Annotated in this window: 29 protein-coding genes; 14 read left to right on the top strand and 15 right to left on the bottom strand. The window is 38.6% G+C overall.

The features are described from left to right. Positions 1–11 precede the first annotated feature (11 nt). Both PARC_RS10280 and PARC_RS10275 read right to left on the bottom strand, forming a co-directional pair. The gene (locus PARC_RS10280) at positions 12–614 is read right to left on the bottom strand and encodes an aminodeoxychorismate/anthranilate synthase component II (RefSeq protein WP_010554215.1); all 603 of its coding nucleotides are present in this window, start codon (positions 612–614) and stop codon (positions 12–14) included. A 1-nt stretch (position 615) separates the two neighbouring features. Continuing rightward, a complete protein-coding gene (locus PARC_RS10275; protein ID WP_010554216.1) occupies positions 616–2,184 on the bottom strand; it encodes an anthranilate synthase component 1 in 1,569 nt (522 codons plus the stop codon). A 464-nt stretch (positions 2,185–2,648) separates the two neighbouring features. Between PARC_RS10275 and rnm the strand changes: the two genes are divergently transcribed. The 5 genes from rnm (at position 2,649) to PARC_RS10250 (ending at position 6,243) form a co-directional block, all read left to right on the top strand. Further along, positions 2,649–3,503: an RNase RNM gene (gene rnm / locus PARC_RS10270; RefSeq protein ID WP_010554217.1), complete on the top strand. Its 855-nt coding sequence runs from the start codon at positions 2,649–2,651 to the stop codon at positions 3,501–3,503. Then, positions 3,500–4,120: an L-threonylcarbamoyladenylate synthase gene (locus tag PARC_RS10265; protein ID WP_008169353.1), complete on the top strand. Its 621-nt coding sequence runs from the start codon at positions 3,500–3,502 to the stop codon at positions 4,118–4,120. The genes rnm and PARC_RS10265 overlap by 4 nt, the downstream gene beginning before the upstream one ends. Before the next feature lie 6 nt (positions 4,121–4,126). After that, on the top strand, positions 4,127–4,963 hold the full coding sequence (locus PARC_RS10260) for a segregation and condensation protein A (protein WP_010554218.1): 837 nt from the start codon (positions 4,127–4,129) through the stop codon (positions 4,961–4,963). Positions 4,964–5,108: 145 nt separating this feature from the next. Next, on the top strand, positions 5,109–5,660 hold the full coding sequence (locus PARC_RS10255; RefSeq protein ID WP_002961572.1) for a cytochrome b: 552 nt from the start codon (positions 5,109–5,111) through the stop codon (positions 5,658–5,660). A 1-nt stretch (position 5,661) separates the two neighbouring features. Beyond that, complete coding sequence (locus tag PARC_RS10250; RefSeq protein WP_007582505.1) at positions 5,662–6,243, top strand: YceI family protein; 582 nt, start codon at positions 5,662–5,664, stop codon at positions 6,241–6,243. A gap of 84 nt (positions 6,244–6,327) precedes the next feature. Here the strand turns inward: PARC_RS10250 and PARC_RS10245 are convergent, their stop codons facing one another. Together PARC_RS10245 and PARC_RS21615 are read right to left on the bottom strand one after the other, a co-directional pair. After that, positions 6,328–7,170, bottom strand: a complete 843-nt coding sequence (locus tag PARC_RS10245) for a transporter substrate-binding domain-containing protein (protein WP_010554219.1) — start codon at positions 7,168–7,170, stop codon at positions 6,328–6,330. Positions 7,171–7,309: 139 nt separating this feature from the next. Beyond that, positions 7,310–7,453 carry a hypothetical protein gene (locus PARC_RS21615; RefSeq protein ID WP_167381322.1) on the bottom strand — a complete coding sequence of 48 codons (144 nt, stop codon included), beginning with the start codon at positions 7,451–7,453 and terminating at the stop codon, positions 7,310–7,312. A 394-nt stretch (positions 7,454–7,847) separates the two neighbouring features. On the opposite strand from PARC_RS21615, the gene PARC_RS10240 reads away from it, so the two are divergent. After that, positions 7,848–8,399 (top strand): hypothetical protein, encoded by a 552-nt coding sequence (locus tag PARC_RS10240; RefSeq protein ID WP_010554220.1) that lies wholly within the window; start codon positions 7,848–7,850, stop codon positions 8,397–8,399. On the opposite strand, the gene PARC_RS10235 is transcribed toward PARC_RS10240, so the two are convergent. Further along, positions 8,396–9,199, bottom strand: a complete 804-nt coding sequence (locus PARC_RS10235; RefSeq protein ID WP_007582515.1) for a M61 family metallopeptidase — start codon at positions 9,197–9,199, stop codon at positions 8,396–8,398. The two genes, PARC_RS10240 and PARC_RS10235, sit on opposite strands and share 4 nt — an antisense overlap. Positions 9,200–9,386: 187 nt before the next feature. Here PARC_RS10235 and icd point away from each other — a divergent pair, with 187 nt between their 5' ends. After that, entirely contained in the window at positions 9,387–10,655 is a 1,269-nt protein-coding gene (icd, locus tag PARC_RS10230; RefSeq protein WP_010554221.1) for an NADP-dependent isocitrate dehydrogenase, read from the top strand. 12 nt (positions 10,656–10,667) lie between these two features. Here the strand turns inward: icd and PARC_RS10225 are convergent, their stop codons facing one another. From PARC_RS10225 to PARC_RS10200, 6 genes are all read right to left on the bottom strand, one after another. Beyond that, positions 10,668–11,099: a hypothetical protein gene (locus PARC_RS10225; RefSeq protein ID WP_010554222.1), complete on the bottom strand. Its 432-nt coding sequence runs from the start codon at positions 11,097–11,099 to the stop codon at positions 10,668–10,670. 454 nt (positions 11,100–11,553) lie between these two features. Beyond that, entirely contained in the window at positions 11,554–11,760 is a 207-nt protein-coding gene (locus tag PARC_RS10220) for a hypothetical protein (RefSeq protein WP_010554223.1), read from the bottom strand. A 29-nt stretch (positions 11,761–11,789) separates the two neighbouring features. Then, entirely contained in the window at positions 11,790–12,239 is a 450-nt protein-coding gene (locus tag PARC_RS10215) for a GNAT family N-acetyltransferase (protein ID WP_010554224.1), read from the bottom strand. Continuing rightward, positions 12,223–12,672 carry a hypothetical protein gene (locus PARC_RS10210; RefSeq protein WP_010554225.1) on the bottom strand — a complete coding sequence of 150 codons (450 nt, stop codon included), beginning with the start codon at positions 12,670–12,672 and terminating at the stop codon, positions 12,223–12,225. Before PARC_RS10210 ends, PARC_RS10215 begins: the two co-directional genes overlap by 17 nt. Before the next feature lie 87 nt (positions 12,673–12,759). Then, the gene (locus tag PARC_RS10205) at positions 12,760–13,092 is read right to left on the bottom strand and encodes a hypothetical protein (protein WP_148664656.1); all 333 of its coding nucleotides are present in this window, start codon (positions 13,090–13,092) and stop codon (positions 12,760–12,762) included. A gap of 306 nt (positions 13,093–13,398) precedes the next feature. Next, entirely contained in the window at positions 13,399–14,346 is a 948-nt protein-coding gene (locus PARC_RS10200; RefSeq protein WP_010554227.1) for a LysR family transcriptional regulator, read from the bottom strand. 117 nt (positions 14,347–14,463) lie between these two features. On the opposite strand from PARC_RS10200, the gene aceK reads away from it, so the two are divergent. The 3 genes from aceK (at position 14,464) to PARC_RS10185 (ending at position 17,577) form a co-directional block, all read left to right on the top strand. Then, on the top strand, positions 14,464–16,236 hold the full coding sequence (gene aceK, locus PARC_RS10195; protein WP_010554228.1) for a bifunctional isocitrate dehydrogenase kinase/phosphatase: 1,773 nt from the start codon (positions 14,464–14,466) through the stop codon (positions 16,234–16,236). Positions 16,237–16,300: 64 nt separating this feature from the next. Then, the gene (locus tag PARC_RS10190) at positions 16,301–17,263 is read left to right on the top strand and encodes a zinc-binding dehydrogenase (protein ID WP_010554229.1); all 963 of its coding nucleotides are present in this window, start codon (positions 16,301–16,303) and stop codon (positions 17,261–17,263) included. Positions 17,264–17,325: 62 nt separating this feature from the next. Then, positions 17,326–17,577 (top strand): DUF2999 family protein, encoded by a 252-nt coding sequence (locus tag PARC_RS10185; RefSeq protein WP_007582532.1) that lies wholly within the window; start codon positions 17,326–17,328, stop codon positions 17,575–17,577. An 81-nt stretch (positions 17,578–17,658) separates the two neighbouring features. Here the strand turns inward: PARC_RS10185 and PARC_RS10180 are convergent, their stop codons facing one another. Continuing rightward, positions 17,659–18,159 carry a fasciclin domain-containing protein gene (locus PARC_RS10180; protein ID WP_010554230.1) on the bottom strand — a complete coding sequence of 167 codons (501 nt, stop codon included), beginning with the start codon at positions 18,157–18,159 and terminating at the stop codon, positions 17,659–17,661. A 183-nt stretch (positions 18,160–18,342) separates the two neighbouring features. Between PARC_RS10180 and lepB the strand changes: the two genes are divergently transcribed. Next, positions 18,343–18,993, top strand: a complete 651-nt coding sequence (gene lepB / locus PARC_RS10175) for a signal peptidase I (protein WP_007582535.1) — start codon at positions 18,343–18,345, stop codon at positions 18,991–18,993. An 81-nt stretch (positions 18,994–19,074) separates the two neighbouring features. Here lepB and PARC_RS10170 read toward each other — a convergent pair whose 3' ends face one another. Continuing rightward, entirely contained in the window at positions 19,075–19,722 is a 648-nt protein-coding gene (locus PARC_RS10170; protein ID WP_010554231.1) for a bifunctional 4-hydroxy-2-oxoglutarate aldolase/2-dehydro-3-deoxy-phosphogluconate aldolase, read from the bottom strand. Positions 19,723–19,838: 116 nt separating this feature from the next. Beyond that, positions 19,839–21,860 carry a methionine--tRNA ligase gene (gene metG / locus PARC_RS10165; protein WP_007582537.1) on the bottom strand — a complete coding sequence of 674 codons (2,022 nt, stop codon included), beginning with the start codon at positions 21,858–21,860 and terminating at the stop codon, positions 19,839–19,841. A 187-nt stretch (positions 21,861–22,047) separates the two neighbouring features. On the opposite strand from metG, the gene apbC reads away from it, so the two are divergent. Beyond that, entirely contained in the window at positions 22,048–23,124 is a 1,077-nt protein-coding gene (gene apbC, locus PARC_RS10160; protein WP_010554232.1) for an iron-sulfur cluster carrier protein ApbC, read from the top strand. A 6-nt stretch (positions 23,125–23,130) separates the two neighbouring features. Beyond that, complete coding sequence (gene dcd / locus PARC_RS10155; RefSeq protein WP_010554233.1) at positions 23,131–23,715, top strand: dCTP deaminase; 585 nt, start codon at positions 23,131–23,133, stop codon at positions 23,713–23,715. A 229-nt stretch (positions 23,716–23,944) separates the two neighbouring features. On the opposite strand, the gene PARC_RS10150 is transcribed toward dcd, so the two are convergent. Beyond that, positions 23,945–24,868: a GlxA family transcriptional regulator gene (locus PARC_RS10150; RefSeq protein ID WP_010554234.1), complete on the bottom strand. Its 924-nt coding sequence runs from the start codon at positions 24,866–24,868 to the stop codon at positions 23,945–23,947. A 99-nt stretch (positions 24,869–24,967) separates the two neighbouring features. Here PARC_RS10150 and PARC_RS10145 point away from each other — a divergent pair, with 99 nt between their 5' ends. Next, positions 24,968–25,531 carry a cysteine hydrolase family protein gene (locus tag PARC_RS10145; protein WP_010554235.1) on the top strand — a complete coding sequence of 188 codons (564 nt, stop codon included), beginning with the start codon at positions 24,968–24,970 and terminating at the stop codon, positions 25,529–25,531. Positions 25,532–25,572 lie beyond the last annotated feature (41 nt).

Genomic DNA, 25,572 nt, shown 5'->3' with positions numbered 1-25,572 from the left:
AATGTCCTCTTTTATTTAGCGCGTGTTAAGTAAGCGACACTTTGCTGGAGTAGCATTGCGCCGTTTGGCGTTAGTATTGATTCTGGATGAAACTGGTAACCCAATGCGTTGTCACCATGATGATAAATAGCCATAGGGATATCTTCATACTGGGCAATAACCTCAATATTATCAGGCACCTTTGTTGCCATTAATGAATGGTAACGTGCTACAGGCATTGTATTGCCCATACCATCAAATACAGGATGCTCGCCTAAATTAATAATTGAAGACTTACCATGTACGGTTTCACCAGCATGACCGATTACTCCACCGTAACTTTGTGTTAATGCTTGTTGGCCTAAACAAATGCCTAGCATTGGGAAGTGACCTTTAGAGAGCTCAATAAGCTCCATTAAACAGCCTGCATCGCTTGGTGTTCCAGGGCCAGGCGAAAGTACTAATAGTACTTGGCCTTGCTCTTGGCGCATTTTGTTAAAGATAACCTCAGCGCTAATGTTGTTTCTGTAAACAACCAGTTCGCAGCCAAGCATCGTAAGCTCATCAACAAGGTTATATGTAAATGAGTCAAAGTTATCTAAAAAATAGATTTTAATAGGATTCGCTTTACTCATTTTATACCGCCTTATACGTAGATTTTATGGCGGTGATAACCGCTTGTGCTTTAGCGCGAGTTTCGTTTGCTTCTGAAATAGGATCTGAGTCAAACACCACACCGGCACCTGCTTGCACATACGCTTTGTTATTTTTAACAAAAGCTGAGCGAATAACAATACAGCTATCCATTGCACCGTCACCGGTTAAGTAACCCACAGCGCCGCCATAACTGCCACGGCGTTTACCTTCAGTTTGACGTACAAGCTCAGCAGCCCGAACCTTTGGTGCACCAACAAGCGTGCCCATGTTCATACAAGCTTGGTAAGCATGCAGTGCATCAAGCTCGGGTTTTAGTGTGCCAACAACGCGTGACACTAAATGCATTACTTGTGAATAACGGTCTACTTTTAATAGCTCTTTGGCAAAACGAGTACCTGCAACACTAATACGTGCTACGTCGTTACGGGCTAAATCGACAAGCATTAAATGCTCGGCGCGCTCTTTTTGATCGTTTCTAAGTTCAAGTTCGATACGGCTGTCTAGGTCTGGGTTTATTTGCCCATTAGCAAATTTGCCACGTGGGCGAGTGCCAGCAATTGGGTATACTTCAACTTGCTGAGATTGCACTGTGTATTTAAGTGCTGATTCAGGCGATGCGCCAAATAAAGCAAAGTCTTCATCGCGCATATAAAACATATACGGACTTGGATTTTGCTTTTTAAGCTGGCTATAAGCATGCAAAGCGTCAGGACAAGGTAGTGAAAATGTACGCGACGGCACTACCTGAAAAATATCACCGTCTACAATATTCTTTTTAAGCTTAACCACTTGCTCGCAGTATGTGTCATCGTCTATATCAACGCTTACCTCACATTGTCCACTTTGCATATCCGCACTAAATTCTGAAGCGTTATCGCACAGCGTATTTAAGCGCTCTAGCTCTTTACCTACTTCAAAGCAGTTAGCGTGTACGTCTGGGCCGTTAAATACATTACCAATGAGTTCGGTTGTTTGTTTTTGATGATCAATAACAACTAAGGTTTCGGCTAAATAAAATACGTAATCTGGGCAGGTGTTTTCGCCATCAGGTACATCACTTAACTGCTCAAAGTTTGCTACCATATCGTAGGCAAATACACCGCCTAAAAATAACGAAAATGGATTGTTAGTTGTGCTTTTAATACTGTTAATACAAGTTCTCAGAGCGCTAAATGCGTTATCTGCAATTAGTTTACTCGCTTCGTCAGTATCGCCGCTAGTGTCTAAATAACACAGGGTAAGCGTTGCGCCGTCTAAAGTGGCATCACAGCTTTTAACATTTGCCTGCAAGTAGCTAAGTAGCTGTTGCCCATTATTAGATTGAGCAGTAATAGTGACTGTTTTACCTTGGCATACAATGCGCAGTGCACAGTCGACTAAAATTAAACTTTTTACACTGTCTTTAGAATCAATCTCAGCCGATTCAAGCAGTAGTGAGTTAGGCTTATCAAGTGCCGCGTATAATGCAAGAGGACTACTAATATAGTCGCGTACTTGCGTAATGCTTGTTACTTCGCCTGGTGTGGTAGTTATATGACTAAAAATCAAACCTCATTCCCTCAAAAAATTAAACCCCGCAATGCTTTAGCAATGCGGGGTTTGAATAACGATATCTAAATTACAAACAGATCATTACCGTCCCGCTATATCAGGCGCCACCACCAACGATGTGTAAGAGTAAGACCGTTATTCATGTTTTTCTGCCTCAAAATTTATTAAATATTTTTAACGTATACATTTCGTAAAATTTAGTTATAAAAAAACCCGCATAGTTGCGGGTTTTGAATTTTTGTTAGACACGACAATTCATCACCCGATAATTACGAGTGCCACCACCAAATAGTGTTTAAGTTTGAATTGATCATTATTGTTAATTCTTAATGTGTCTGAAAGTGGCTACAGTAAAACGTATCTTATGCTTTTGTGTCAAGTGTTTATTTAAAACAATTTAGTCAAAAAAGTTGTTATACTTACATAAACACCAGTAACCCTTAATTTTAAGCAGTTTTCTTTTGATAAAATATGATTTACATAGCCATACCACACATTCAGACGGGCGTTTAACGGTTGAAGAATTATTGCATCGCGCTGTTGATAAAAATATTGATGTGTTTGCTATTACCGATCATGACACTGTGGCGGCTATTAAGCCTGCGCAGCAATTTATTGAAGCAGAAAACTTACCGCTTTCATTAATAACGGGTACCGAAGTGTCTACTAAATGGGAAAGCTTCGAAATTCATATTGTAGGTTTAAATATTGATATTAATAATATTGACCTTACCTCTTTATTATCAGCTCAGCAGCAAAAGCGAGAAGAGCGTGCACTAGAGATTGGTGTTCGCCTTGCAAAAAATGGCTTTGATGGCATTTACGAGCAAGCTAAAGAGCTGGCAAAAGACGCGCAAATAACGCGTGCACATTTTGCACGTGCCCTTATTGAGCGCGGTGTTGCTAAAAATTTCCCGGGTGTTTTTAAAAAGTACTTAGGGCGTGGCAAAACAGGCTACGTACCAAGTTGCTGGTGCACCATGCAAACCGCTATTGAGGCCATACATGCCGCTGGTGGTGTTGCTGTACTTGCGCATCCAAGTAGCTATCAAATGTCAAATAAGTGGCTACGCAAATTATTAGTAGAATTTAAAAGTGTAGGAGGGGACGCAATGGAAGTTGCACAACCTCAACAGGCGCCAAGCGAACGTCAATTTTTAGGTGAACTCAGCCGTGAGTACGGGCTACTTTGCTCGCAAGGGTCTGATTTTCATTTTCCGACAAGCTATTTAGAGCTTGGCAAAAATTTATACCTACCAAAAGACTGCCAAGGTGTTTGGCAAGCTTGGGAAGGAGAAGAAGGGGCATTAACATGAGTCAATTATTTCATATTCATCCTGATAACCCGCAACCGAGACTGATTAGTCAAGCCGTTGATATTATTAAACAAGGCGGCGTTGTTGTTTACCCAACAGATTCGGGTTACGCCATCGGTTGTAACATTGGTAATAAGCAAGCCAAAGAGCGCATAGAGCGTATTCGTGGTATTGAAAAAAACGATAATTTTACGCTAGTTTGTCGTGATTTATCGGAGTTATCTACTTATGCACGCGTAGATAACCAGCTATTTAGACTCATTAAAAATAATACGCCAGGGCCATATACCTTTATTTTTAAAGGCACAAAAGAAGTCCCTAAACGTTTATTAAACGACAAGAAAAAAACCATTGGCATGCGTGTAATTGAACACCCAATAGCCTGTGCGTTGCTTGCCGAACTTGGTGAGCCGTTAATGTCGTGTTCTTTAATTTTACCAGGTGAGCAGTTTACAGAATCAGATCCTGATGAAATATTAGAGCGATTAGATAAACACGTTGATTTAATTATTCACGGTGGCCACTTAGCCGAGCAAGCAACCACGGTAATCGATTTGTCGGAAGATGAAATTAAGATTTTGCGTGTTGGCTGTGGTGATACAAGCCCGTTTGAGTAATAGCGAGTGAGCGAAAGCACTGCGAATACAAAAAATAGTGAAAAGCCAGTGCAGCAAAAGCTGCCACTGGCTTTTTTGCATGGTAAAGCGGTTGTAGACAAACCAGAAGATTTATACATTCCACCTGACGCGCTCGAAATAATATTAGAAACCTTTGAAGGCCCGCTCGATTTACTGCTCTATTTAATTAAAAAGCATAAGCTTGATGTACTCGAACTTTCTATTTTTAGTATTACAGAGCAGTACGTAAGTTATGTAGAAATGATGACCGAGTTTCAACTCGAACTTGCTGGCGAATATTTAGTAATGGCTGCGTTACTTGCGCAAATTAAGTCTCGCTTATTATTACCTGTACATGAAGAGCTTGAAGAGGAAGAAGATCCTCGCGCAGAGCTTATTAAACGCCTGCAAGAGTATGAGCTGTTTAAACAAGCCGCCGAAAACCTCGACGATATACCTCGTGTTGGTCGTGATATTTTTATAGCGCATGCCGCTATGCCAATAAGTGAAGATACAAGTCAAAATCTCCCCGATATTGAACTTAAAGACTTAATGCTGGCGCTGAGTGATGTAATGGCGCGAGCAAAAACGTTTGAGCATCATCAAATTACTGCTGAAGTACTCTCAACCCGAGAGAGAATGAGCCAAATATTACAGCAACTATCGCAAGCAAACTCGGCAGTGGTATTTAATGCGCTTTTTACCCCAAATGAAGGGCGAAGTGGTGTAGTGGTTAGTTTTATAGCTATGCTTGAGCTTATTAAAGAAGGACTTGTTACCTGTTTGCAAGTGAGCCCTGAGAGCTTAATTTATGTCAGCTTAAGCGAACAATCCACCCTATAAACTTATCTGTTTAATCATCTATTTGCAAAACTGACTTTAAATAATAAAGTTCTGTGCGTATACGCACGTAAAGTGTTTGTAAATGTTATTTTCATTTACGGCTGTGCACTATATTGTAACGTCATAGCATTATAGGAAGTTACACATGTTTAAAAATACACCTTCATCTTACGGACTTGTCGCCATTATTTTACATTGGCTCATGGCGCTGACTATTTTTGGCCTGTTTGGTTTAGGTTTATATATGGTTGAGCTTACTTATTACGATAGCTGGTATAAAGGTTCACTCGATTTACATAAGAGTATTGGTATTACGCTTGTGGCCGTATTTTTATTTAGAATTTTATGGCGTGCTTTATCTACACAACCTAAACCATTAGGTGAGAGTAAAGGCATGAACCAATTAGCGCATACGGCGCATATTGCTATGTATATTATTTTGGCTGTTATTGTTGTTGCAGGGTATTTAATATCAACCGCAGACGGGCGTCCAATAGAAGTATTTACTTTATTTAATGTATCAGCGCTTGATTTTGCCTTTGATGACCAAGCCGATATTGCAGGAAAAGTACATTATTACGGCGCGTGCACATTAATCGGGTTTGCAGTATTGCATGCACTAGGGGCGTTAAAACATCACTTTATCGATAAAGATAAAACCTTAATTAGAATGATCAAACCATTAAAGGATGATTAAAATGAAAAAATTATTAGTAAGCACAGCCGTTTCGGCTGCAATGATGTTATCGGCAACAGCCGCCAATGCAGCTGATTATGTAATTGATACAAAAGGCGGGCATGCATCTGTTAACTTTAAAATTAAACACTTAGGTTACAGCTGGTTATATGGTCGTTTTAATACTTTTGACGGCACATTTAGTTACGATGCTAAAAACCCTGATGCGTCAAAAATTATGGTAAACATTGATACCACAAGCCTTGACTCTAACCATGCAGAGCGCGATAAGCATTTACATGGTAAAGATTTTTTAAATGTAGATAAATACCCAAAAGCGACATTTAAAAGCACGAGTATTAAATTTGATGAAGACGGCGAAGAGGCTGATGTAACCGGTGAGTTTACGCTGCACGGCGTAACAAACACTATTACCTTTGAAATAGATAAAGTGGGCGAAGGTAAAGATCCGTGGGGCGGCTACCGCGTAGGTTTTGAGGGCGAAACCAGCCTTAAACTTACCGATTACGGTATTGATTACAACTTAGGACCTGCATCTACTCATGTTGATATTATTTTATCAATAGAAGGCGTTCGTCAGTAATACCATTATTAAATATAAAAACGCCACTTACTGTGGCGTTTTTTTTGGTTAACAGAAACTCAAATTAAGCGACTTCGAATTTGCTTATTTTGCGCTATTAATACGTGACTGTAATAGCGGCCTTAAATGCTCGGGCAACCAGCGCATGAGTAAATCATTATAAGCCTGCGTTTTTTTAATAACTTTGAGCTGCTCATTAAGAATAGCAATGTCTTCTGCGCCTTGCTCGTTTTTAGTACAGCCAATAAAACCATAACTTAACGCGGGTGATTCGGTTAATGGACGCTGCGTTAAGTTTTCTTCAAAGTGCATTGATTTAGCTAAATAGTAATGCTCGCTTGGGTAACCCAGCAAAATATCAATTCGTTTTAGGTTAAGCATATATGTGAGGCTCGCTAGGCTATCGCGAGTGGGTCTAATTACTAAATCTATATTAGGCGTACTGTTTATCAATGTATCTATCTCTTGGCCATAAGAGCGGCTCATAGAGATCCCAAGAGTTAGTTTTTTATCTTGTATTAAATCTAATAGTGATACTTCTTTTGATTCCGCTATATTTAGCGCTTTGGCGAGCCTTTTGTGCATTGCTATTGAAGGCGAGAGGCCCGTTGTTGAGCTCTCCTCTGTAAAATAAATATGCTCTTTTCTGTAATCATTTTTATAAAGCGATAACGCACAAACATTATTTGAAGTATTAGATAGCTCTTGGATTACTTTACCTGAAGGAATAAGCATGCGGTTAAAGGTAATATTAGGAAGTTGTTTTTCAAGTAATGAAATTATGCTTTCGTCACGGCCTTGGTGTTGATATTGACCATTTAAAATATAATAGGGTGCAAAGTCGTGCGCTAGCCAGTTTATGGTTCTAGCATTGCCTATTGAGGTCAGACAGAAAAAAAGTAAGAAAGTTAAAAATATACGGAGCATTACAACAGCTGCCAGTAATTATTATTGTAAAACTATTGTAACCAATAAAGAGCTAAAAAGTAAAATGCCAGCAACGAGGCTGGCATAATATCTTATCAATAATTGCAATAATAAAAGGGCAATTAAAGTTATGTGTTGCTTAGTTAGCTTTTAGCCACTTAACAAACTGGCGTGCATCACTCGCTTTTTGAAACAATGCATTTTTTAAACCTTGTGTATCACTAAAGATTACACGATGTTTGTTTACTGAAATTGATTGCACTGGATGTGCGATTTGGATCATAGACCCATTATATTTATAAGACATAATAAAACTCACTTTATTCTTGTTATTTATTCTGCGCTATATTTTTATAGCAAATTGCAGTTAATAAATTAACGATGTTGTGTTTAGCTTCATTACAGTGTTGACGATCTTTATGACACTTTTGCGATGATAGTAAAAAATCATCTCGGTATTATTCAAGGGGTTCTCGCCGTACAATAACTTAGCTTTCAAATATACGTTTTGCGGGGCTTACTGGATCAGGGTAAATGGTTAACCGCGGCGGTTTCTTTAAACCAGAGAGGGAAGGTAACTTATATATAAATTGTGTGCAAGCTATTTTTGTAAAAATATTTATAATAAATCTTATCAACTGCTTACAAAGCCCATTTTTAGTTACCAAAGGATAAGTATGAATTACCTAATAGTGAGTGATATTTATGGTTTAACCCCTGCTTTAAGGAAGTTATCACAGGCAATTAGTTCAAATTTAGTGATTGTTGACCCTTACAATAACAAGTTTCAAGCTATTGAAAGTGAACAAGATAGTTACAACAATTTTATACAGCAGTGTGGCCATGATAAATACACCGACAAACTTCAAAAATGCTTTGAGAGTTTAAAATTGCCAACGACGTGTATTGCTTTTAGTGCAGGGGCAAGTGCAGCATGGCGGGCACAGTTATTAACAGGCAATACACACCTTAAAAAGTTAATTGGCTTTTATCCGTCGCAAATTAGACATAATTTAAATTTAAGCGCAAAAGTACCCTGTGAGTTCATATTTCCAGCAAGTGAGAGTCACTTTAATGTTGATGAAGTTATTAAAGCTTTAAGCACCAAAGCGAATGTTAAGTGCTATAAAACCAATTTTTTGCATGGTTTTATGAACGAGTACTCAACCAATTTTAACGCGCAAGGGCTTGTTGAATATAGTAACTATATAAAACAGAGCAGCCGTTAAAGCGTGTTTAGCTGCTCTTTACTAATATCAGGAAAATCGGTGCGGGTATTATATTTTGCATACAGCGTTGTAAAAACGCTACTACCGGATAGCTTATCTAACTCTTTTATAAAGGTTTTAGCACTAGAACGAGCGGGTCTACAGCATACTTGATACTGTTTTATTATACCCGCGACAGATAAACCTTGTTTTTGTAGCTTCAAATCGGCCTGTGCAAAAAAAGCCGCACCTGTCCAATAAACACGTTGCTGGGCTCGTTGTTTCCACATATCGGCAGAGAGCTTATTAAGTGGCTGTGTTTTAGTTTTAGTTTGCAGGCGGGCACGATCAAATCCTGCATTTAAACGTTGTACAAATTGCGGCTGGGTAATTATACCGCTGTCACGCATTATTACGTTTTGCATATAACTGGCAAAACCCTCGCTAAGCCAAAAACCTGAGTAGGGAAGTAGCGGCAAATATAAATGCGAAAGTTCATGGTATAGCGTCCAATCTTTAGTGAATGCATTTAAACTGGCATAGCGATCTATATGTAGTTCAAGCCCATCGGGGTTATTGCGCTTAACTGTAGCCCAAGGTACAGGCTCAAAAGCAAAGTATTGCGGTTTTAAATAAATAGGCAATGTGGTTTGTTTTAAAGGTCCCAGTGTATTTTGTGTTTTTTCAACACTTTGATTAACCCATATAGACACCGTATTTTGAGCATTACTTGAGAGCGAGCTAAGGTTATGTATGACTACTTCAACGGCTAATGCGTTAAAAGAGCTGATTAATAGTAGCAGTACAAAAAAGAATTTCATTAAAATGCTCCACTGTAATTTAATAATTGGTACGAAAATTCTAATATACAAGACCAACTAAATGGATAAATAATCACGCCTAATTCTTTATTTTTTAAAATGATAGTAACTATAAAAGTACAAATACAGACACTCCTAGCTAAGCATGGTTTAATCAATTAATCGTTATTTTAAGTTAGGTTTAGCCATGACGTATCAGCATATTCAAGTTCCTGAGCACGGCCAAAATATCACTATTGATGCACAAGGACACTGGCAAATACCGTTAGAACCTATCATTGCTTTTATTGATGGCGATGGCGTGGGGCTAGATGTTATGCCGGTAATGCGCCATGTTGTTGATAGTGCAATTGAGCATTGTTATAAAAGCGCACGGAAAATTCATTGGATGCAGGTTTATAATGGAAAGCAGGCCGCAAAGCTGTATGACGGTGATTGGTTTCCACAAGAAACAATTAACGCGGTACGTGCCTGTAAAATTGCCATAAAAGGGCCGCTAACCACACCACTAGGTGGTGGCTTTCGATCTCTTAATGTTGCACTCAGGCAAGAAATGGATTTGTTTGTAAATATGCGCACTATAAAAGGATTTAGTGCACTACCTTCTCCTTTAAAAAACCCTTTTTTAACAAACATAACAGTGCTTCGTGATAGTAGCGAAGACGTGTACTCAGGTATTGAGTGGCAAGCAGGCAGTGTAGAGAGCGAAAAAATGCTCGATTTTTTATGTGAGGAAATGGGCGTAACCCGCCTAAGGTTTTCACAAGAGTGCGGAATTGGTATTAAAAATATATCTAAAGAAGGCTCTGAGCGACTAATGCGCTTTGCAATTAACTATGCACTTAAAAACGATAGTGAATCATTAACGCTAGTACACAAAGGTAATGTACTTAAATTTACCGATGGTGCATTTAAGCGTTGGGGGTTTGCACTTGCACAAAACGAGTTTAATGCCACCGCACATGAAAATGGGCGTTGGTTGCAAATAGAGCGAGCACACCAAGCGCCCTTAATTATTAAAGAAGTCATAGCCGACAACATGCTGCAGCAATGTTTAATGCATCCAGAGCAATTTGATGTAGTGGTGACTACTAACCAAAATGGTGACTTTTTAGCGGATATGCTCAGTGCACAAGTTGGTGGTGTTGGCATAATGCCCGCTGCAAATTTAAATAACGAGGTCGCATTTTTTGAGCCTACACACGGCACGTTTGAACGTATAGCAGGGCAAAATAAAGCAAACCCAAGTAGCAGTATTTTAAGTGCGGTATTAATGCTTAAATTTATGGGATGGGACGAGGCCGCATTACTCATAGAAAATGCGTTAGAGCAAACATTTAAAAGCGGTGAAGTAACCTTTGATTTAGCGCAAGAGCAGAGCGATAACTCAAGTATTCATAACTCGATAACCTTAACTTGTACTAGCTTTGCAAAGAAGGTTATCGAGCACTTTTAAATACATTCATTATTAAGCTGCTGAGGCAGTTTTTACTCTGTGCATACAAGGGCGGTTGGTTAACTGCGCTGCACGATGGTAAATCTCATGTGCTTGGGGTTCATCGCACTGCGTACCACTAAGCGTATCCATTAACGCAACAACAATAATTGCAGGAACCTGGCAGCAATATTCGTCTAAAACGGCTTCCGTAGTTTGTGCATCAACATGGCAAAGTGGATGATTTTTAAGTTGGTATGCGTTTAATAATGTATCAACTTCTAATACATCATCTGGTTGGTGCTTTGTTTTACGGCATTTGCAACCAAACTCATCAACTAAAGTAGCTAACGCTTGGTAAGTTTCAGTGGTGTTAGCTTTAGTGCATAACTGCTCTTCAATGAACTGATGTAAGTTAGCATCGATGAATAATCCGTCTTGGCGTGTGAAAGAAGCTGTTGTCATAATAATTACTCTTAGTTTGTTGGCTTAACTTCACTCTAGCGCTAAGTGTATTATTAATAAAATTGTTGTTTTCAATAACTGATATTGATTTTATCAATAGTAAGTTTAAAAACTAAATAAAAAATAGAAAACATATCTAAATAATACTAATTAATTTGGTGCAATGCGGGGAAAGTGTGCACAAAACTGGAACAAGGGGAGGAGTTGAGGAATAAAGAAGGAATCTTAGTTAATTGTTTTCATTGAATTTTAATTATTTTATGAAGTTGGTACTAAGCTTGCTAATAATACACTGTAGGTAGATTCCTATATCGACGATTTCCAAAAGCGCCACGGTATTTTCCCAAAGTTGAATACCGTGGCGCTTTTTTATTTTTCGCGTGTATTTTATTTAGCCGTCACAATAGCAATAGCAATAGCAATAGCAATAGCAATAGCAATAACAATAGTAATGTTAAATTTTAATGAAGTAGGGAATAGCCACTAAAATACCGCCTACAATCAACAGCATGCTAACACTGGTCATAAAGTACGGAAAAACCAATAATGACAAACCAATACAAAGTGGCACTACGGCTTTTTTTCTTCGCCCGTAAGTAAGGTAGCCAATACCTATGCCGCCAAACAAAACACTCCACGCAATTATTGATGCACTATCCATTTATAAATTACCTATTTTGAAATACTGATTTAAATTACGACCAACATAGCCAGTTTTTCAATACCATGTGAAGGAGTCCATCTTTTGAATTCCACGAAACCATGCTTTTTATATAAATTTATTGCAGGAGTATTAGCAACTGCAGTCTCAACTCTTGCATGAGATAAATCACCGATTGCTAGAACATAATTTATTAGCTTACTTGCGATACCTTTTTTAAAATAGCTAGGATCAACGGTTAAACTACAAATATCTAAACACTCGTTGTTTGTATCTACTTCAATAACAGCTACTAAACATTCATTTTCGCTGTAGCCATAAAAGGTTGTTTCTGATTTTTTAATATCTTCAGTATTACGTGTTAAAGGAGGGAAGTTATGCGCGCCGATCAGTTTAGCCTCAATAGCATAGGATTTTTGAAAGACAGCAAAAATTTTATTTGCAGTATCGTTATTCTTATTATTAAGTTTGTTTATCATTGTCTTCTTTTTTAGAAAATAAAGCATGAATACCATATGCCGTAATAAAACCTCCGGCACTAATTGTGAAAAAAAGAAATAAATAAAACTTTTTTGGGTTATTTTCTAAAGATGCCACTGCCGGCTCATTGTATCTCTTATAAATGACACCACTTTCGTAATTAAAATAGCTGCGCAAAAGAATAAACAAACCTAGAACAATACACAGGAGCGCTTTACTTGTTTTCTTAGTGTTCTTTTTAGCTATAACTATTCGTTGCGCAGCTTTTGGCTCAGTACGACTTGGTTTAGCTAATTCATCTTTAAGGCGTTTGTAGTTCTCTGGATATTTATGTGAGTCAATACTTTCAATTGCTTCGTTTAATTCACTAAGTGAATAAGCAGAGTAATCAATATTTATAATAATCTTCCTTAAAAGGCTCTTAAATAACACTTACATAGCAAGGTTTTTAAATTGTTGTTATTTAATGGTATTTTTATAATCCGATTAAGTTTATTTTAATGTAGCAAAGACTTGAGGTTAGTCACTTTTACTTTCATATTTAAACTCGAATGAAACTATTGCAGCCAATATACCTCCAGTCGCTAATATAGCAGCGCTAAATAACATCTCCCATAATAATTTTTTCAACAGTAGAGTCTGATGAATATTTGTAAATATTATGCTCCAAGTTTGTTCAAAGTTGTATAAATTAACAACTTCATGAACATCATATAAAAAAGTACCTAACCCATTCAAAAAGTATGCAAGAGCTATATAAACAAAAAATCGTGCAGTAAATAAGAGGGTTTTTAAATTATCAGTTTCAACTTTAGAGAAAGGAAGAAAGCTAATTTTGGTGACCTTGCTCATTATAAGTGAACACTTCAAATATAGGTATTGGTACATAAAATTCCATTTTTTAATATGTCTTAGGTTATTGATAACGAGTATCTAAAGTTATTGACTTTATATTACTAATTAAGAATAACGCAGTACCTATTTTGATTCAATTCTTCAGCGAACACTGTATTTGAGTTCTAGCTTTTTCATTAGGTAGTTTTTAACTCAATGTATTTAAAATGCTAACCAAGCTATTAGCTCAAAATAAGATGATTCAGTACATAGCACAGGCACTCGCATTAGGCTCTTGAGTACTAATCAAAGGTTTGCTCTTAATTACCTATCTGCAATCGTTTTAGCAAACGCTAATAATTCACGCCTTAACCATTGGTGTGCAGGCGCGTGGTGTAGTAGCGGGCTCCATATCATTTTTACCTCAATAGGCACTATTTGAAATGGTACAGGGCTGATTACTAAATCAGTATGAGAGGTTAACAATTTAGCCTGCCTGCGCGGTAGGGTGGCAATAAGTTGCTCTGATTGGCAAAGCAGGCTTGCGACCATGTAGTGGCGAGTAAAAACACGTATTTTACGGGTTTGTTCTAGTTGCCAAAGGGCTTCGTCTACCCAGCCTAATTTTTGCTTACCTGATTTATTAGTAACAGCGGCCTCAGGTCCCCAGCCTGCACGGTTTACCCAAATATGTTCTTTTTGTAAGTAGTCGTCTAACCCTGAATGTTGTAAAAATGTATTTTTAGGATGCGTTAAACAACAGTAGTTATCGCGCCAAACACTGGCCTGATGAAACGAGCGAGGGAGACCGTTAAAGCGGTTTATAGCTAAATCTATAGTGCCTTTTTCCATATCTTGTAGGTTTACGTCGCTTGGGCTCAATACATCAAAATTAATACCGGGGTTTTTACTAAGCTGCGCCGTTATAAAAGGGGCTATTAAGGTCGACTCTATATAGTCGTTTGCCATTATTCTAAACGTAACTTCAGCAGTTGCAGGGTTAAACTGCTCACTAGGCTGCGTAATAGCTTCAGCCATTTTTAATAGGGCCTCAACTTCAGGCTTTAATGCAAGTGCCTTTGCCGTTGGTGTCATAGAGCCTGCGGCACGCACAAGTAGCGGGTCGTCAAATAAATCGCGCAAACGTTTTAATGCGTTACTCATAGCCGGTTGCGTAAGAGCAAGTTTATTTGCAGCTTTTGACACACTTTTTTCATCTATTAACACATTTAAGTAAACGAGAAGGTTAAGATCGACATTTCTTATATTCATTAGATCAATGCTATTTATATGCTTTATTAATTATCTAAATTAAAGCCTGCTTGCTAAGGTGTAAACCATTAATAAAAAATAACCGCCATAACTGGCATCAATATAAGTGCTGTATTTATGCAAAATAAGCTAACAAATCAATCTAATAATGCGCTACAACACGTTGTATCCAGTAAGCTTGCACGATCTGTTTTTGCTGGATTTGAGGCGATGTTTTCGCAATTTTTAAATATTACACTGGGTGCACAAAGCCGGTTTGAGCAACGACAGTATCACAGTGTACAAAGTGCTATGCGTGAACGTTTACAAGTGTATGAGCGCGAAGTAAAAAATGTGAGTGAAGCCGTGAGAGTTATTGCTTATGCTGAACTTACTTGCCCGCAAACGTGGCAGTTAGCTAAAAATATTTATGGCGATATGGTACAAAATCACGAAAATAAACCTATTGCGCATACCTTTTTTAACTCAACGTTTGGCGCAATTTGGGACGATAAAAAAATTCGTACTGTGCATTTGTTTGTATTAAAAGCAAAGTATCGTAGTGAGCCACGCTCTTATGAAAGCTTAGTGAGCAGGGTATCGCTACATAATGGGTTTAATAACGCCGTTAAAACGCTTATCACTAATCAAGTATTTAGAGTGCCGTTTAGTCATTTAGAACGCGATGTAGCCACATTACAAAGTACGTTAATGCAAGGCGCTAAGCAGCAATGCAAACAGGTGTACGAACTTATAAATTTAAACGATGGGTATATTGAATACGCCAACTCATTATTTTTTAGAAACAAAGCCTGTTATTTAATTGGGCGCTGCATTGCTAAAAATGGCGACAATATGCCTTTTGCTATCGCTATTTTAAATACCGATGAGGGACTAAAGCTTGATGCTGTAATGATGGGCGCCGATCAATTAAGTTTATTATTTGGTTTTGCACGCACCTATTTTATGGTTGATACCGATAAGCCCGCACGTTATGTAGATTACTTAAGTGTGTTAATGCCACACAAACAACGCTTTGAGTTATTTAACGCCATTGGTTTTATAAAGCACGCCAAAACTGAGTTTTATCGACACAAGGTTGATACGACTAAAAATAGTCCAGCCAACTTTAAGTATGTTACAGCACCAGGGACGCCAGGTATGGTAATGCTGGTATTTACTATTGAAGGGCTAGATTACGTTTATAAAGTAATTAAAGACAAATTTAGTGCGCCAAAAACAGCCACCAAAGCACAAGTGAAAGAAAAGTATAACTTTGTAAAACAAGCCGATAGGGTTGGTCGTTTGGTAGACACACACGAATTTAGATATTTAGCGTTTGATTTAAGCCGTTTTAGCGACGAGCTGCTTGAGCAGATGAAAAGCCAAATTGGTAGCAGCATGGTTATATCTGGCAAGGCACTTATTTTAAAGCACGTTTATGTTGAGCGTAAAATGACCCCGCTTAATTTATATATTACCCAATGCGATAACAAAACCTTAGAGAGAGTTATGCATGATTACGGTAAAGCAATTAAAGAATTAGCCGGTGCTAATATATTTCCGGGCGACATGCTAATGAAAAACTTTGGCGTAACGCGATGGGGGCGAGTGGTGTTTTACGACTTTGACGAAATTTGCCCACTAACCGATTGCAACTTTAGAGAGGTGCCACAAACCCAAAATGCACTTGAAGAGCTAAGTAGTAACTCGTATTTTGATATAGCTGAAAACGATATATTTCCGAGCCAATTTAAGGTGTTTTTTAGCGCCAACGAGATTGCGTTTAATTATTTTAATAATGAGCACAGTAACTTGTTTTTAGCGACGTTTTGGCAGAGTTGTCAGCAACAAGTACACAATGGTTATCTACCCGATGTTTATCCTTACAAACAAAGTTGGCGCTTTTGAGGTTGTTTGAATCTGTGTTCATCCCCATCTATATGTTATTACAGTTTTTAAACTTGGAGCAACAATGAAATATATTTCTCATGAAGATGGTAATCTTGCATTTAGTGAAACCGAAAAACCGGTTTTAAAGAGCCATGAAGTACTTGTTAAAGTTGCAGCAATAGGTGTAAACCGTGCAGACAGTATGCAGCGCCAAGGTAAATACCCGGCCCCTGCGGGAGATAGTCCTATTTTAGGTTTAGAATGTGCCGGTGTTGTTAGCGATATTGGTGGTAAGGTTGATAGAGTTTGGCTTAATAAACGTGTTTTTGCTTTGTGTTCTGGTGGCGCTTACAGTGAATATGTAGCCGTTGATGCAAAGCAGCTTATGGAATTACCCGATGATGTAACAATGGCTGAAGGCGCAGCAATAAGCGAAGTGTACCTAACAGCATTTGGCGCGTTATTTGAGCTTGGTAAATTGCAAAAAGGGCAAACAGCGCTTATTCATGCAGGTGCTAGTGGTGTGGGCGGTGCAGCAATTCAAATGGCTAAAAGCGCAGGTGCTACCGTGGTTATTACCGCAGGTACGGATGACAAATGCCGACACGCAAAAGAACTCGGTGCCGATCATGCAATTAACTACAAAACCACCGACTTTGTAGAATATATGAAAGCAAATGAGTTAACAGCAAATGCAATTGTAGATCCTGTTTCGGGGAGTTACTTAAATAAAAATGCCGCTATTGCAGCGATGGATTGCCAAATTGTGATGCTTGCATTTTTAGATGGACGCTTTGCAGAAGTTGATTTTGCCGCGCTTTTACGCAAACGTATTTCGTTTCATGCCTCAACGCTTAGAAATCGTAGTATTGAGTTTAAACGCCAGGTGCGCGACGACTTTGTAGCGCGTTTTTACAATGATATTGCCACTAAAAAGTACGACTTTAACCTGTATAAAACATTGCCTTGGAGCGACGCAAACGAAGCTCATGCTATTTTAGAGCGTAATGAAAATGCTGGTAAAGTTGTTTTACTTGTAGAGTAACTCTTTAATTTTAGGGTTTAGCCCATATACTAAGCCCTATAAAAAACACTTAAGGTTTAATAATGAATCCAATATTAGCAATACTTAAAGAGCACAATGTAAGCGACGAAAAAGTAAAAGCATTGTTTGAAGCGTTTACTCAAAACCCAATGATGGCAATGGCGCTTGTTCAAGAGCTTGGTATTCCGCCAGAAAAACTACAGCAACTAATGGCAGTCGTAATGACTCAACCGCACCTTATTAAAGAAGCGACTGATGAACTTGGTTTAGATTTTGAAAAAGTAAAAGAAGCGAAAGAAAAACTAAATCAATAATTTTTTATGTGATGAAACAAAAATAAATAAAAGAGCATAAGTATTTACTTATGCTTTTTTATTTGGCTCATTCTTTTATGACTACTCTTTTGGAAGTAGTACGGTGTCGATAACATGAATTACGCCGTTGCTTGCTTTTACATCAGCTTTTACAACTTTAGCGTCATTTATCATTACGCCCATGCTGTCGGCTTTAACCATAACTGATTGGCCTTGTAGTGTTTTCGCACTATCTACCTTCATTACGTCGGCTGCCATCACTTTTCCAGACACTACGTGATAAGTTAATACCGCCGTTAGCTTGTCTTTGTTTTCAGGCTTGAGTAGCATTTCAACAGTGCCTTCAGGTAATTTAGAAAATGCAGCATCTGTTGGTGCAAAAATAGTAAACGGTCCTTTACCTTGCAGTGTTTCAACTAAACCTGCGGCTTTAACAGCAGCAACAAGAGTAGTGAACGAACCATTTTCAACGGCTACTTCAACAACGTCTTTTTTCATACCATGATGATCAGCATAAGCCATTGTAGTAAATCCAAGGCTTGCAGTTGTAAGCAATAATGCAGTAGTAATTTTCTTAAACATTTTATTTTCCTTTAAGTTAATACCCGTTGGTTTCGTTAAATGTTACGACGCTCTAAATTTAATCGATCAATTAAAATTAGTAGTCAACATGTTTTGTTACATCATTGATTGAACTGCAGCTAATTAGCAAAGTCATATAAATAGTTACTCAATTAAAGACTTGTTCAATTGAAGGGAATAGGCATGAAATTAGTTTATAAGTTTTGGAAAAATAACCGCTCTCTTATCGTATTTATTGCACTGATGAGCGTATTTAGAAGCGCTGTTGCCGATTGGTACGAAGTGCCAACAGGCTCGATGAAACCGACCATTCAAGAAGGTGACAGAATACTTACCGATAAAATGGCCTACGATATTCGCGTCCCATTTACGCACATAAAATTACTTAAATTAGCGGATCCACAAGCTGGTGATATTATTGTTTTTGACTCACAAGCTGCCGATAACCGTTTAATTAAACGTGTAATTGGTGTGCCAGGAGACACCGTTGCGCTTGAAAATAATGAGCTCATTATTAATGGTAAAAAACTTAATTATGCAGATCAGCGAAGCAACATAGACTCGCTTGATAAAATTGAAGATTTAAACGGATTAGAGCATTCGATAAGAGTGGCAAATATTCCTTCACGTTTATCGGGGTTTGATGCAATTACAATTCCTGATGATTATTACTTAGCAATGGGCGATAACCGCGACAATAGCGCTGACTCGCGTGTAATAGGTTTAATTCCGCGTAACGAGTTATTAGGAAAAGCAGAGCGCGTTATAGTGTCACTTGATTACGATAATTATTACCTACCAAGAAAAGATCGCGTATTGAAAAAGCTGAATTAATTAGTAGTAATTAATTTTGTATAGCACCCAATCAAATTTTATGAGCGCACATTTGGCTATTTTATAAATAAAATAAACTGCCTATTTAGGCAGTTTACTTATATATTTTTTTACAAGCTTGGTAAGGTAGCTACGCTCTTGTTCGGTATCTAATACCTTACAAAAATCGCCACTTACTGCCGCGCCACAAGCACCTGCTTCAAACCATTGTGATAAATTATCTAAATTCACACCACCAACAGGCATTAATTGTGCTTCTGAAAATGGACCTGTTAATGCTTTAAAGTAACCAACGCCCATACTGCCCGCAGGAAATACCTTAATAATATCTGCCTTATATTCAATTGCATTTGCTACATCGGTAGGTGTTAGCGCGCCCATTAATACTGGTAACCCGTGCTGGTGGGCAAGTTCGACAACCGATTTGTTGGTATTTGGCGTTACAATAAACTGCGCGCCTGCATCAATTGCTTGCTGAGCAAGAGTAGTATTTATTATTGTACCTGCGCCAATAAGTGCGTTTTTATGAGCTGCACGAGCTTTTGCTATTTCTTGCTCAAAGCCCGGTGTATTTGACGTGATCTCGAGTGCGTTTATGCCCGCATTAACTAAACAATCAATTAATGGTGCTACATCACCTTGTTGCTTTAAGCGCAGTATGGCGACTAATTTGTGTTGTTTTATTTGGCTACTTACTTTTATTCTGTTGGCATCTAAAATTTGGGTCATAATTACAATTCACTTTATTTAATACAGAGGCATTCGTATTGAATATACGACTAAACATTGCTTTTGCCCATAAAAAAACCGCTGATGTATCAGCGGTTTTTATTGTATGAGTAATATTACATTACGCGCATACCAGGCTCTGAGCCGTCATCTGGGTTAAGAATATAAATTTCTTTTCCGCCAGGACCTGCTGCTAATACCATGCCCTCAGACATACCAAAGCGCATTTTACGAGGCTTAAGGTTAGCGACCATAACGGTTAACTTACCTTCGAGATCCTCTGGTGCGTAAGCTGATTTAATACCTGCAAACACTTGGCGAGTTTCGCCGCCTAAATCAAGTGTTAGCTTAAGTAGTTTATCAGCGCCTTCTACGTGCTCTGCTTTAGCAATTTTAGCTACGCGTAAGTCTACTTTTGCAAAGTCATCAAATTCTATTTCGTCGCTAATCGGCTCTTTTGCAAGTGGGCTGTTAGGGTCAATAGTTACTTTTGGCGCTAAGCTTTCTTTAGATTCTTCAACCATTTTATTTACTTTATCCATTTCAACACGCTGCATTAACGGTTTAAATTTATTGATAGGGTGGCTTACGAGAGCATTTTGAACGCCGTCCCATGCAAGGTCGTCATTTAAAAATGCTTGTACGTTGTCGGCCATTTCTGGTAGCACTGGTTTTAAGTAAGTAATTAAAACGCGGAACAAGTTAAGACCAAGAGAACACACTTCGTGTGCTTCTTGTTGCTTAGTTTCGTCTTTAATTAATACCCAAGGTGCTGCGCCATCAATAAATTGGTTTGCTTTGTCGGCAAGCGCCATTATTTCGCGAATTGCGCGGCTGTAATCGCGGTTCTCATAGTGTGTTGTAATGCTAGGTGCAGCCGCTTGAAACTCTGCTAACAGCTCTGGTTGCATAATTGTGCTGCTTAGCTTGCCATCAAACTTTTTAGTAATAAAGCCAGCACAACGGCTCGCTATGTTTACTACTTTACCTACTAGGTCTGAATTTACGCGTTGTGCAAAGTCTTCTAGGTTTAAATCAAGATCAACAATACCGCTGCTTAATTTTGCTGCGTAGTAGTAACGTAAGTACTCTGGGTTTAAGTTATCTAAATAAGTACGCGCTTTAATAAACGTACCCTTTGATTTAGACATTTTTTCGCCATTTACAGTAACAAAACCATGAGCGAATACGTTAGTTGGCTTTCTAAAATTAGCGCCTTCTAACATTGCTGGCCAAAATAAGCTGTGGAAATAAATGATGTCTTTACCAATAAAGTGATAAAGCTCAGCGTCTGAACCTTCAGCCCAAAACTCATCAAAGTTGATGCCTTTTTTATCACATAGGTTTTTAAAGCTCGCCATGTAACCAATAGGTGCATCTAACCAAACGTAAAAATATTTGCCCGGTGCATTTGGAATTTCAAAACCAAAGTAAGGCGCATCACGGCTAATATCCCACTGCTGCAGGCCATCGGTAAACCATTCGTCTAGCTTGTTAGCCATTTCTTGTTGAATAGTGCCCGAGTGTAGCCATTCTTTTAGCATGCCTTCAAATGCTGGCAGGTCAAAAAAGTAATGTTCAGAATCTTTAAGTACAGGCTCTGCACCTGACATTACAGAACGCGGATTAATGAGTTCGGTTGGGCTGTATGTAGCACCACACGAATCACAACTGTCGCCATTTTGGTTTTCAGACTTACACGTTGGGCAAGTACCTGTTACAAAACGATCGGGTAAGAAAATACCTTTTTCCGGATCGAATAATTGCGAAATAGTGTGCTTTTTAATATGACCGGCATCGTTTAGGCGGTTATAAATAAGTTCGCTTAATTCTTTGTTTTCTTGGCTATGCGTGCTGTGGTAGTTATCAAATTTGATATTAAAGTCAGCGAAGTCGCGTTGGCGCTCTATGCTCACTTGTTTTACCATTTCTTCAGGCGTGATCCCTTGCTTTTGCGCATTAAGCATAATTGGCGTGCCGTGGGCATCGTCTGCGCAAACATAATAAGCTTCGTGGCCCTGTAGTTTTTGAAAACGTGACCAAATATCAGTTTGAATATATTCCAATAAATGACCTAAGTGAGTAGGGCCATTTGCATAAGGTAATGCGCTGGTAATCAGGATCTTTCGCTGCGTCATAATCATTCCGAATTGAGGATAAAACGCCGTTTTTATTATACAAACGGCAATTATCATTAATTTATCTACAAGCTATCTGCTTAGAGTGCGCACAGCTTATGGATTTTTATTAATTGACTGGTGTTAATGCCCTGAATGTTACATAATTCCGTGGCACTTTTCATCAAAGAAACGCTATTTAATTGCTATGTTTGGACTGTCGAAACTATTCTCTTCTAAATCGGTGCAAAAACAACCGATTATTACTGCCTTAGCGGCATATCGTAGTGCGGCTTTTGCCGTCGGTATTGACGAAAGCTTCATTAATACTATTACTCAGAATGACGATAAATCACTACACATTAAATTAACCCTGCCATTTGCTGGGCAATCAGAAATGCCTTTAGTTGAGCAACACGTAAGTGAAAGCTTAAATGTGCCTGTAACAATTAGCGCCAAGGTTATCATTAAAGAGGCAGCTAAGTTTAAGGCGATTAAACATATTGTGCTTATTGCCTCAGGCAAAGGCGGAGTAGGTAAGTCGACTACTGCTGTTAACTTGGCGGGTGCCCTTAAAAACGAAGGCGCAAAGGTGGGTATTTTAGATGCTGATATTTATGGCCCATCTATTCCAATGCTTTTAGGCTTGGTGGGCGCAGAGCCCGTCACTAAAGATAACAAACAGCTACAGCCTTTTGATGCAAACGGCATTAAAGCGCAGTCAATTGGCTTTTTAGTCCCAAGCGATGACGCCACCGTATGGCGCGGGCCAATGGCTTCAGGCGCGCTAAGCCAATTGCTTAACGAGACTGATTGGGGCGAGCTTGATTATTTAATTGTGGATATGCCACCGGGCACTGGTGATATTCAACTAACAATGAGCCAAAAAGTACCCGCGAGCGGCACTGTTATTGTCACTACGCCGCAAGACTTAGCCCTAGCCGATGCGCAAAAAGGCATTGCCATGTTTAATAAAGTAAACGTGCCAGTACTGGGCTTAATTGAAAACATGAGTTATTACATTTGCAGCCACTGCGGTGAAGCTAACCACGTATTTGGTAAAGATGGTGCACAAAAACTTGCGCACAAGCACGGCGTACCCGTACTTAGCCATATTCCACTTGCAATAGATATACGTGAGTATTCTGAGCAAGGAAAACTTATTGCCAACGATAACGACGCGGCGATAAGCAAAACATACAGCGCAGCAGCGAGGCTTATAGCCAGCACGCTCTATTATCAACAGCATCACAATGCGATTGAAATTGTGATTACAGAAGATTAATAAATAATGAGACTTTCAGACACACATATTAATGAATACCTAAGCGATGGTCGCATTGTTATTGAGCCTGCGCCAACAAGTGACATGATTTCAGGCGTAACTGCCGATTTGCGATTAGGTAATAAATTCAGAACTTTTAATGCACACAACGCAGCATACGTCGATTTAAGTGGTCCAAAAGATCAGCTAAATAAAGCCATGGAATCAATCATGAGTGAAGAAATAGTGCTTGATGAAGGTGAAGCATTCTTTTTACACCCAGGTGAACTTGCACTTGCTATAACGCACGAAAAAGTAACTCTGCCAGCAGACATAGTAGGCTGGTTAGATGGACGCTCATCGCTAGCACGTTTAGGTTTAATGGTGCATGTAACTGCGCACCGAATCGACCCAGGCTGGAGCGGTAATATTGTTTTAGAGTTTTACAACTCAGGTAAATTACCACTGGCGCTTCGCCCACTGATGAAAATTGGGGCTATGAGCTTTGAAATGCTATCGGGCCCGTGTGCAAACCCATACAACATCCGTAAAGATGCAAAATATAAAGATCAAAACAGTGCAGTAGCAAGTCGTATTAGTGACGATAAGTAACCACTAAATAAAGCTTTTATTCGTCCATTTTATGAAGCGCATAACCCAGTAGTTCAAAGTACTGGTTAAGCGCTTCATTTGCTTTATTAAGCGTGTGCAACAAGTTTGCTAAGTATAAAGATGAAAGTTTTATACCTTTAATTCAATATTTACAATAATAGCCATTTATTTTAATAGTGAAGTGAGAATATAACGGTAATTAATGGCTCTTCCCTTTGGTACTATCTATTCAAACAAATCTTTCTTTAAACGCCGTAGGGCTTAATCCGATTATCTTAATAAATACTTTTCGAAAACTGTTTACATCATCATAGCCAATATTCAGAGCTACTCGCTCAAAACTGTGAGTGGTCGATTCTAATAGCTCACATGCCTTTTGCACTCTTATTTTTTGAATATACTGTATTGGCTTTAATGTTGTGGCATGGGTAAATTTTCGAAGAAATGTTCGCTCGCTCATACAGGCCAAAGCAGCTAGTACAGAAACATTCAGTGTTTTACTATAATTTGCTTGAATGAAATGCTGAACTAGTAATATTTGTTTATTCCCGTGATTAAGTTTTGGCGAAAAACTACCGTAATAGCGTTGTTCTCTTTTACCCGTATCAACGATAAGAAACTTTCCAAGTGTACGCATAACGTGTGGTTTTGTGAATTGAGCCACGATTTCTAGCCCTAGATCAATCCATGACATCAGCCCACCTGCGCTAATAATATCACCGTCATTAATTAGTAAACTTTCAATCTCAAGAGATACTTTGGGGAATGCCTCATGAAATTCATCAGCTAATTGCCAATGTGTTGTAGCAACACGATTATTTAATAGGCCTGTTTTGGCAAGTATAAATGCACCAGCGCAAGCTGAGCATAATATAGTCCCTTTTTGATGAGCCTCATTAAGATATTGCAACAATTTGGGTTGCGGTGTGTAGTAATAATCACCATCTAAGTTTGGTGGGAGAATAACAATATCACTTTGACTCATCTCATCTAAGTCTATATCGGGCTGAATAACCTTGACGCAGAACTGAACTTCAAGCTGGCTTTCTATAACTATTCTGTTTGCCAAAAAAAATAACTCTTTAAAGCCTTGTACTGCACTTTGTAGGGCGTTGGGGTAGTCGATAATTGTGATCTGAACATGCTTTGTCATTTTTAAACTGATTTATGGCTATTTCGCCATCGGTGTAATGAGTTGATGTTTTGCATAATAGTCTCAACAGATAACCTAAACAACATAAGAGAGATTATTATGTCTAACATAGCATTACTACTTATTGATTTACAAAACGATTATTACTCTACATTCGAAGGAGCTAAATGGCCTCTGTCTGGAACTGAAAAAGCCTCAGAAAATGCAGCAATATTACTAGCTCAATTTCGTGATAATGGTATGCCTGTAGTCCATGTTCGTCATGAGTTTCCTTCTGACGAGGCTCCGTTCTTTGTGCCTAACTCTGATGGTGCGAAAATCCATCCTACGGTTACTCCAATTGAAGGTGAGCCGGTCGTTTTAAAGCATCAAATAAATAGTTTTCGCGATACTGATTTACAAAGAGTACTAGAAGAGCTCAACGTTGAAAGGTTGATTATTGTTGGTGCTATGAGCCATATGTGTATTGATGCTGTCACTCGTGCTGCAGTAGATTTTGGCTATGAATGTCATGTAGCACATGATGCTTGTGCTACATTAGATCTTGAATTTAATGGGGTGGTAGTATCTGCACATAATGTTCATCATGCATTTATGGCTGCATTGAGCTTTGGTTATTGTAATGTTCAGAGCACAAACAAATTACTAGATTTAGTTCGCTAACCATTAGTACAGGTAATGGTTTAGCTAAGCATCACTTTATG

The organism is Pseudoalteromonas arctica A 37-1-2 (genome assembly GCF_000238395.3).
GTDB lineage: Bacteria > Pseudomonadota > Gammaproteobacteria > Enterobacterales > Alteromonadaceae > Pseudoalteromonas > Pseudoalteromonas arctica.
Note: the sequence above shows the minus strand (reverse complement) of the source record. Positions and strands in the feature narration are given on the sequence as shown.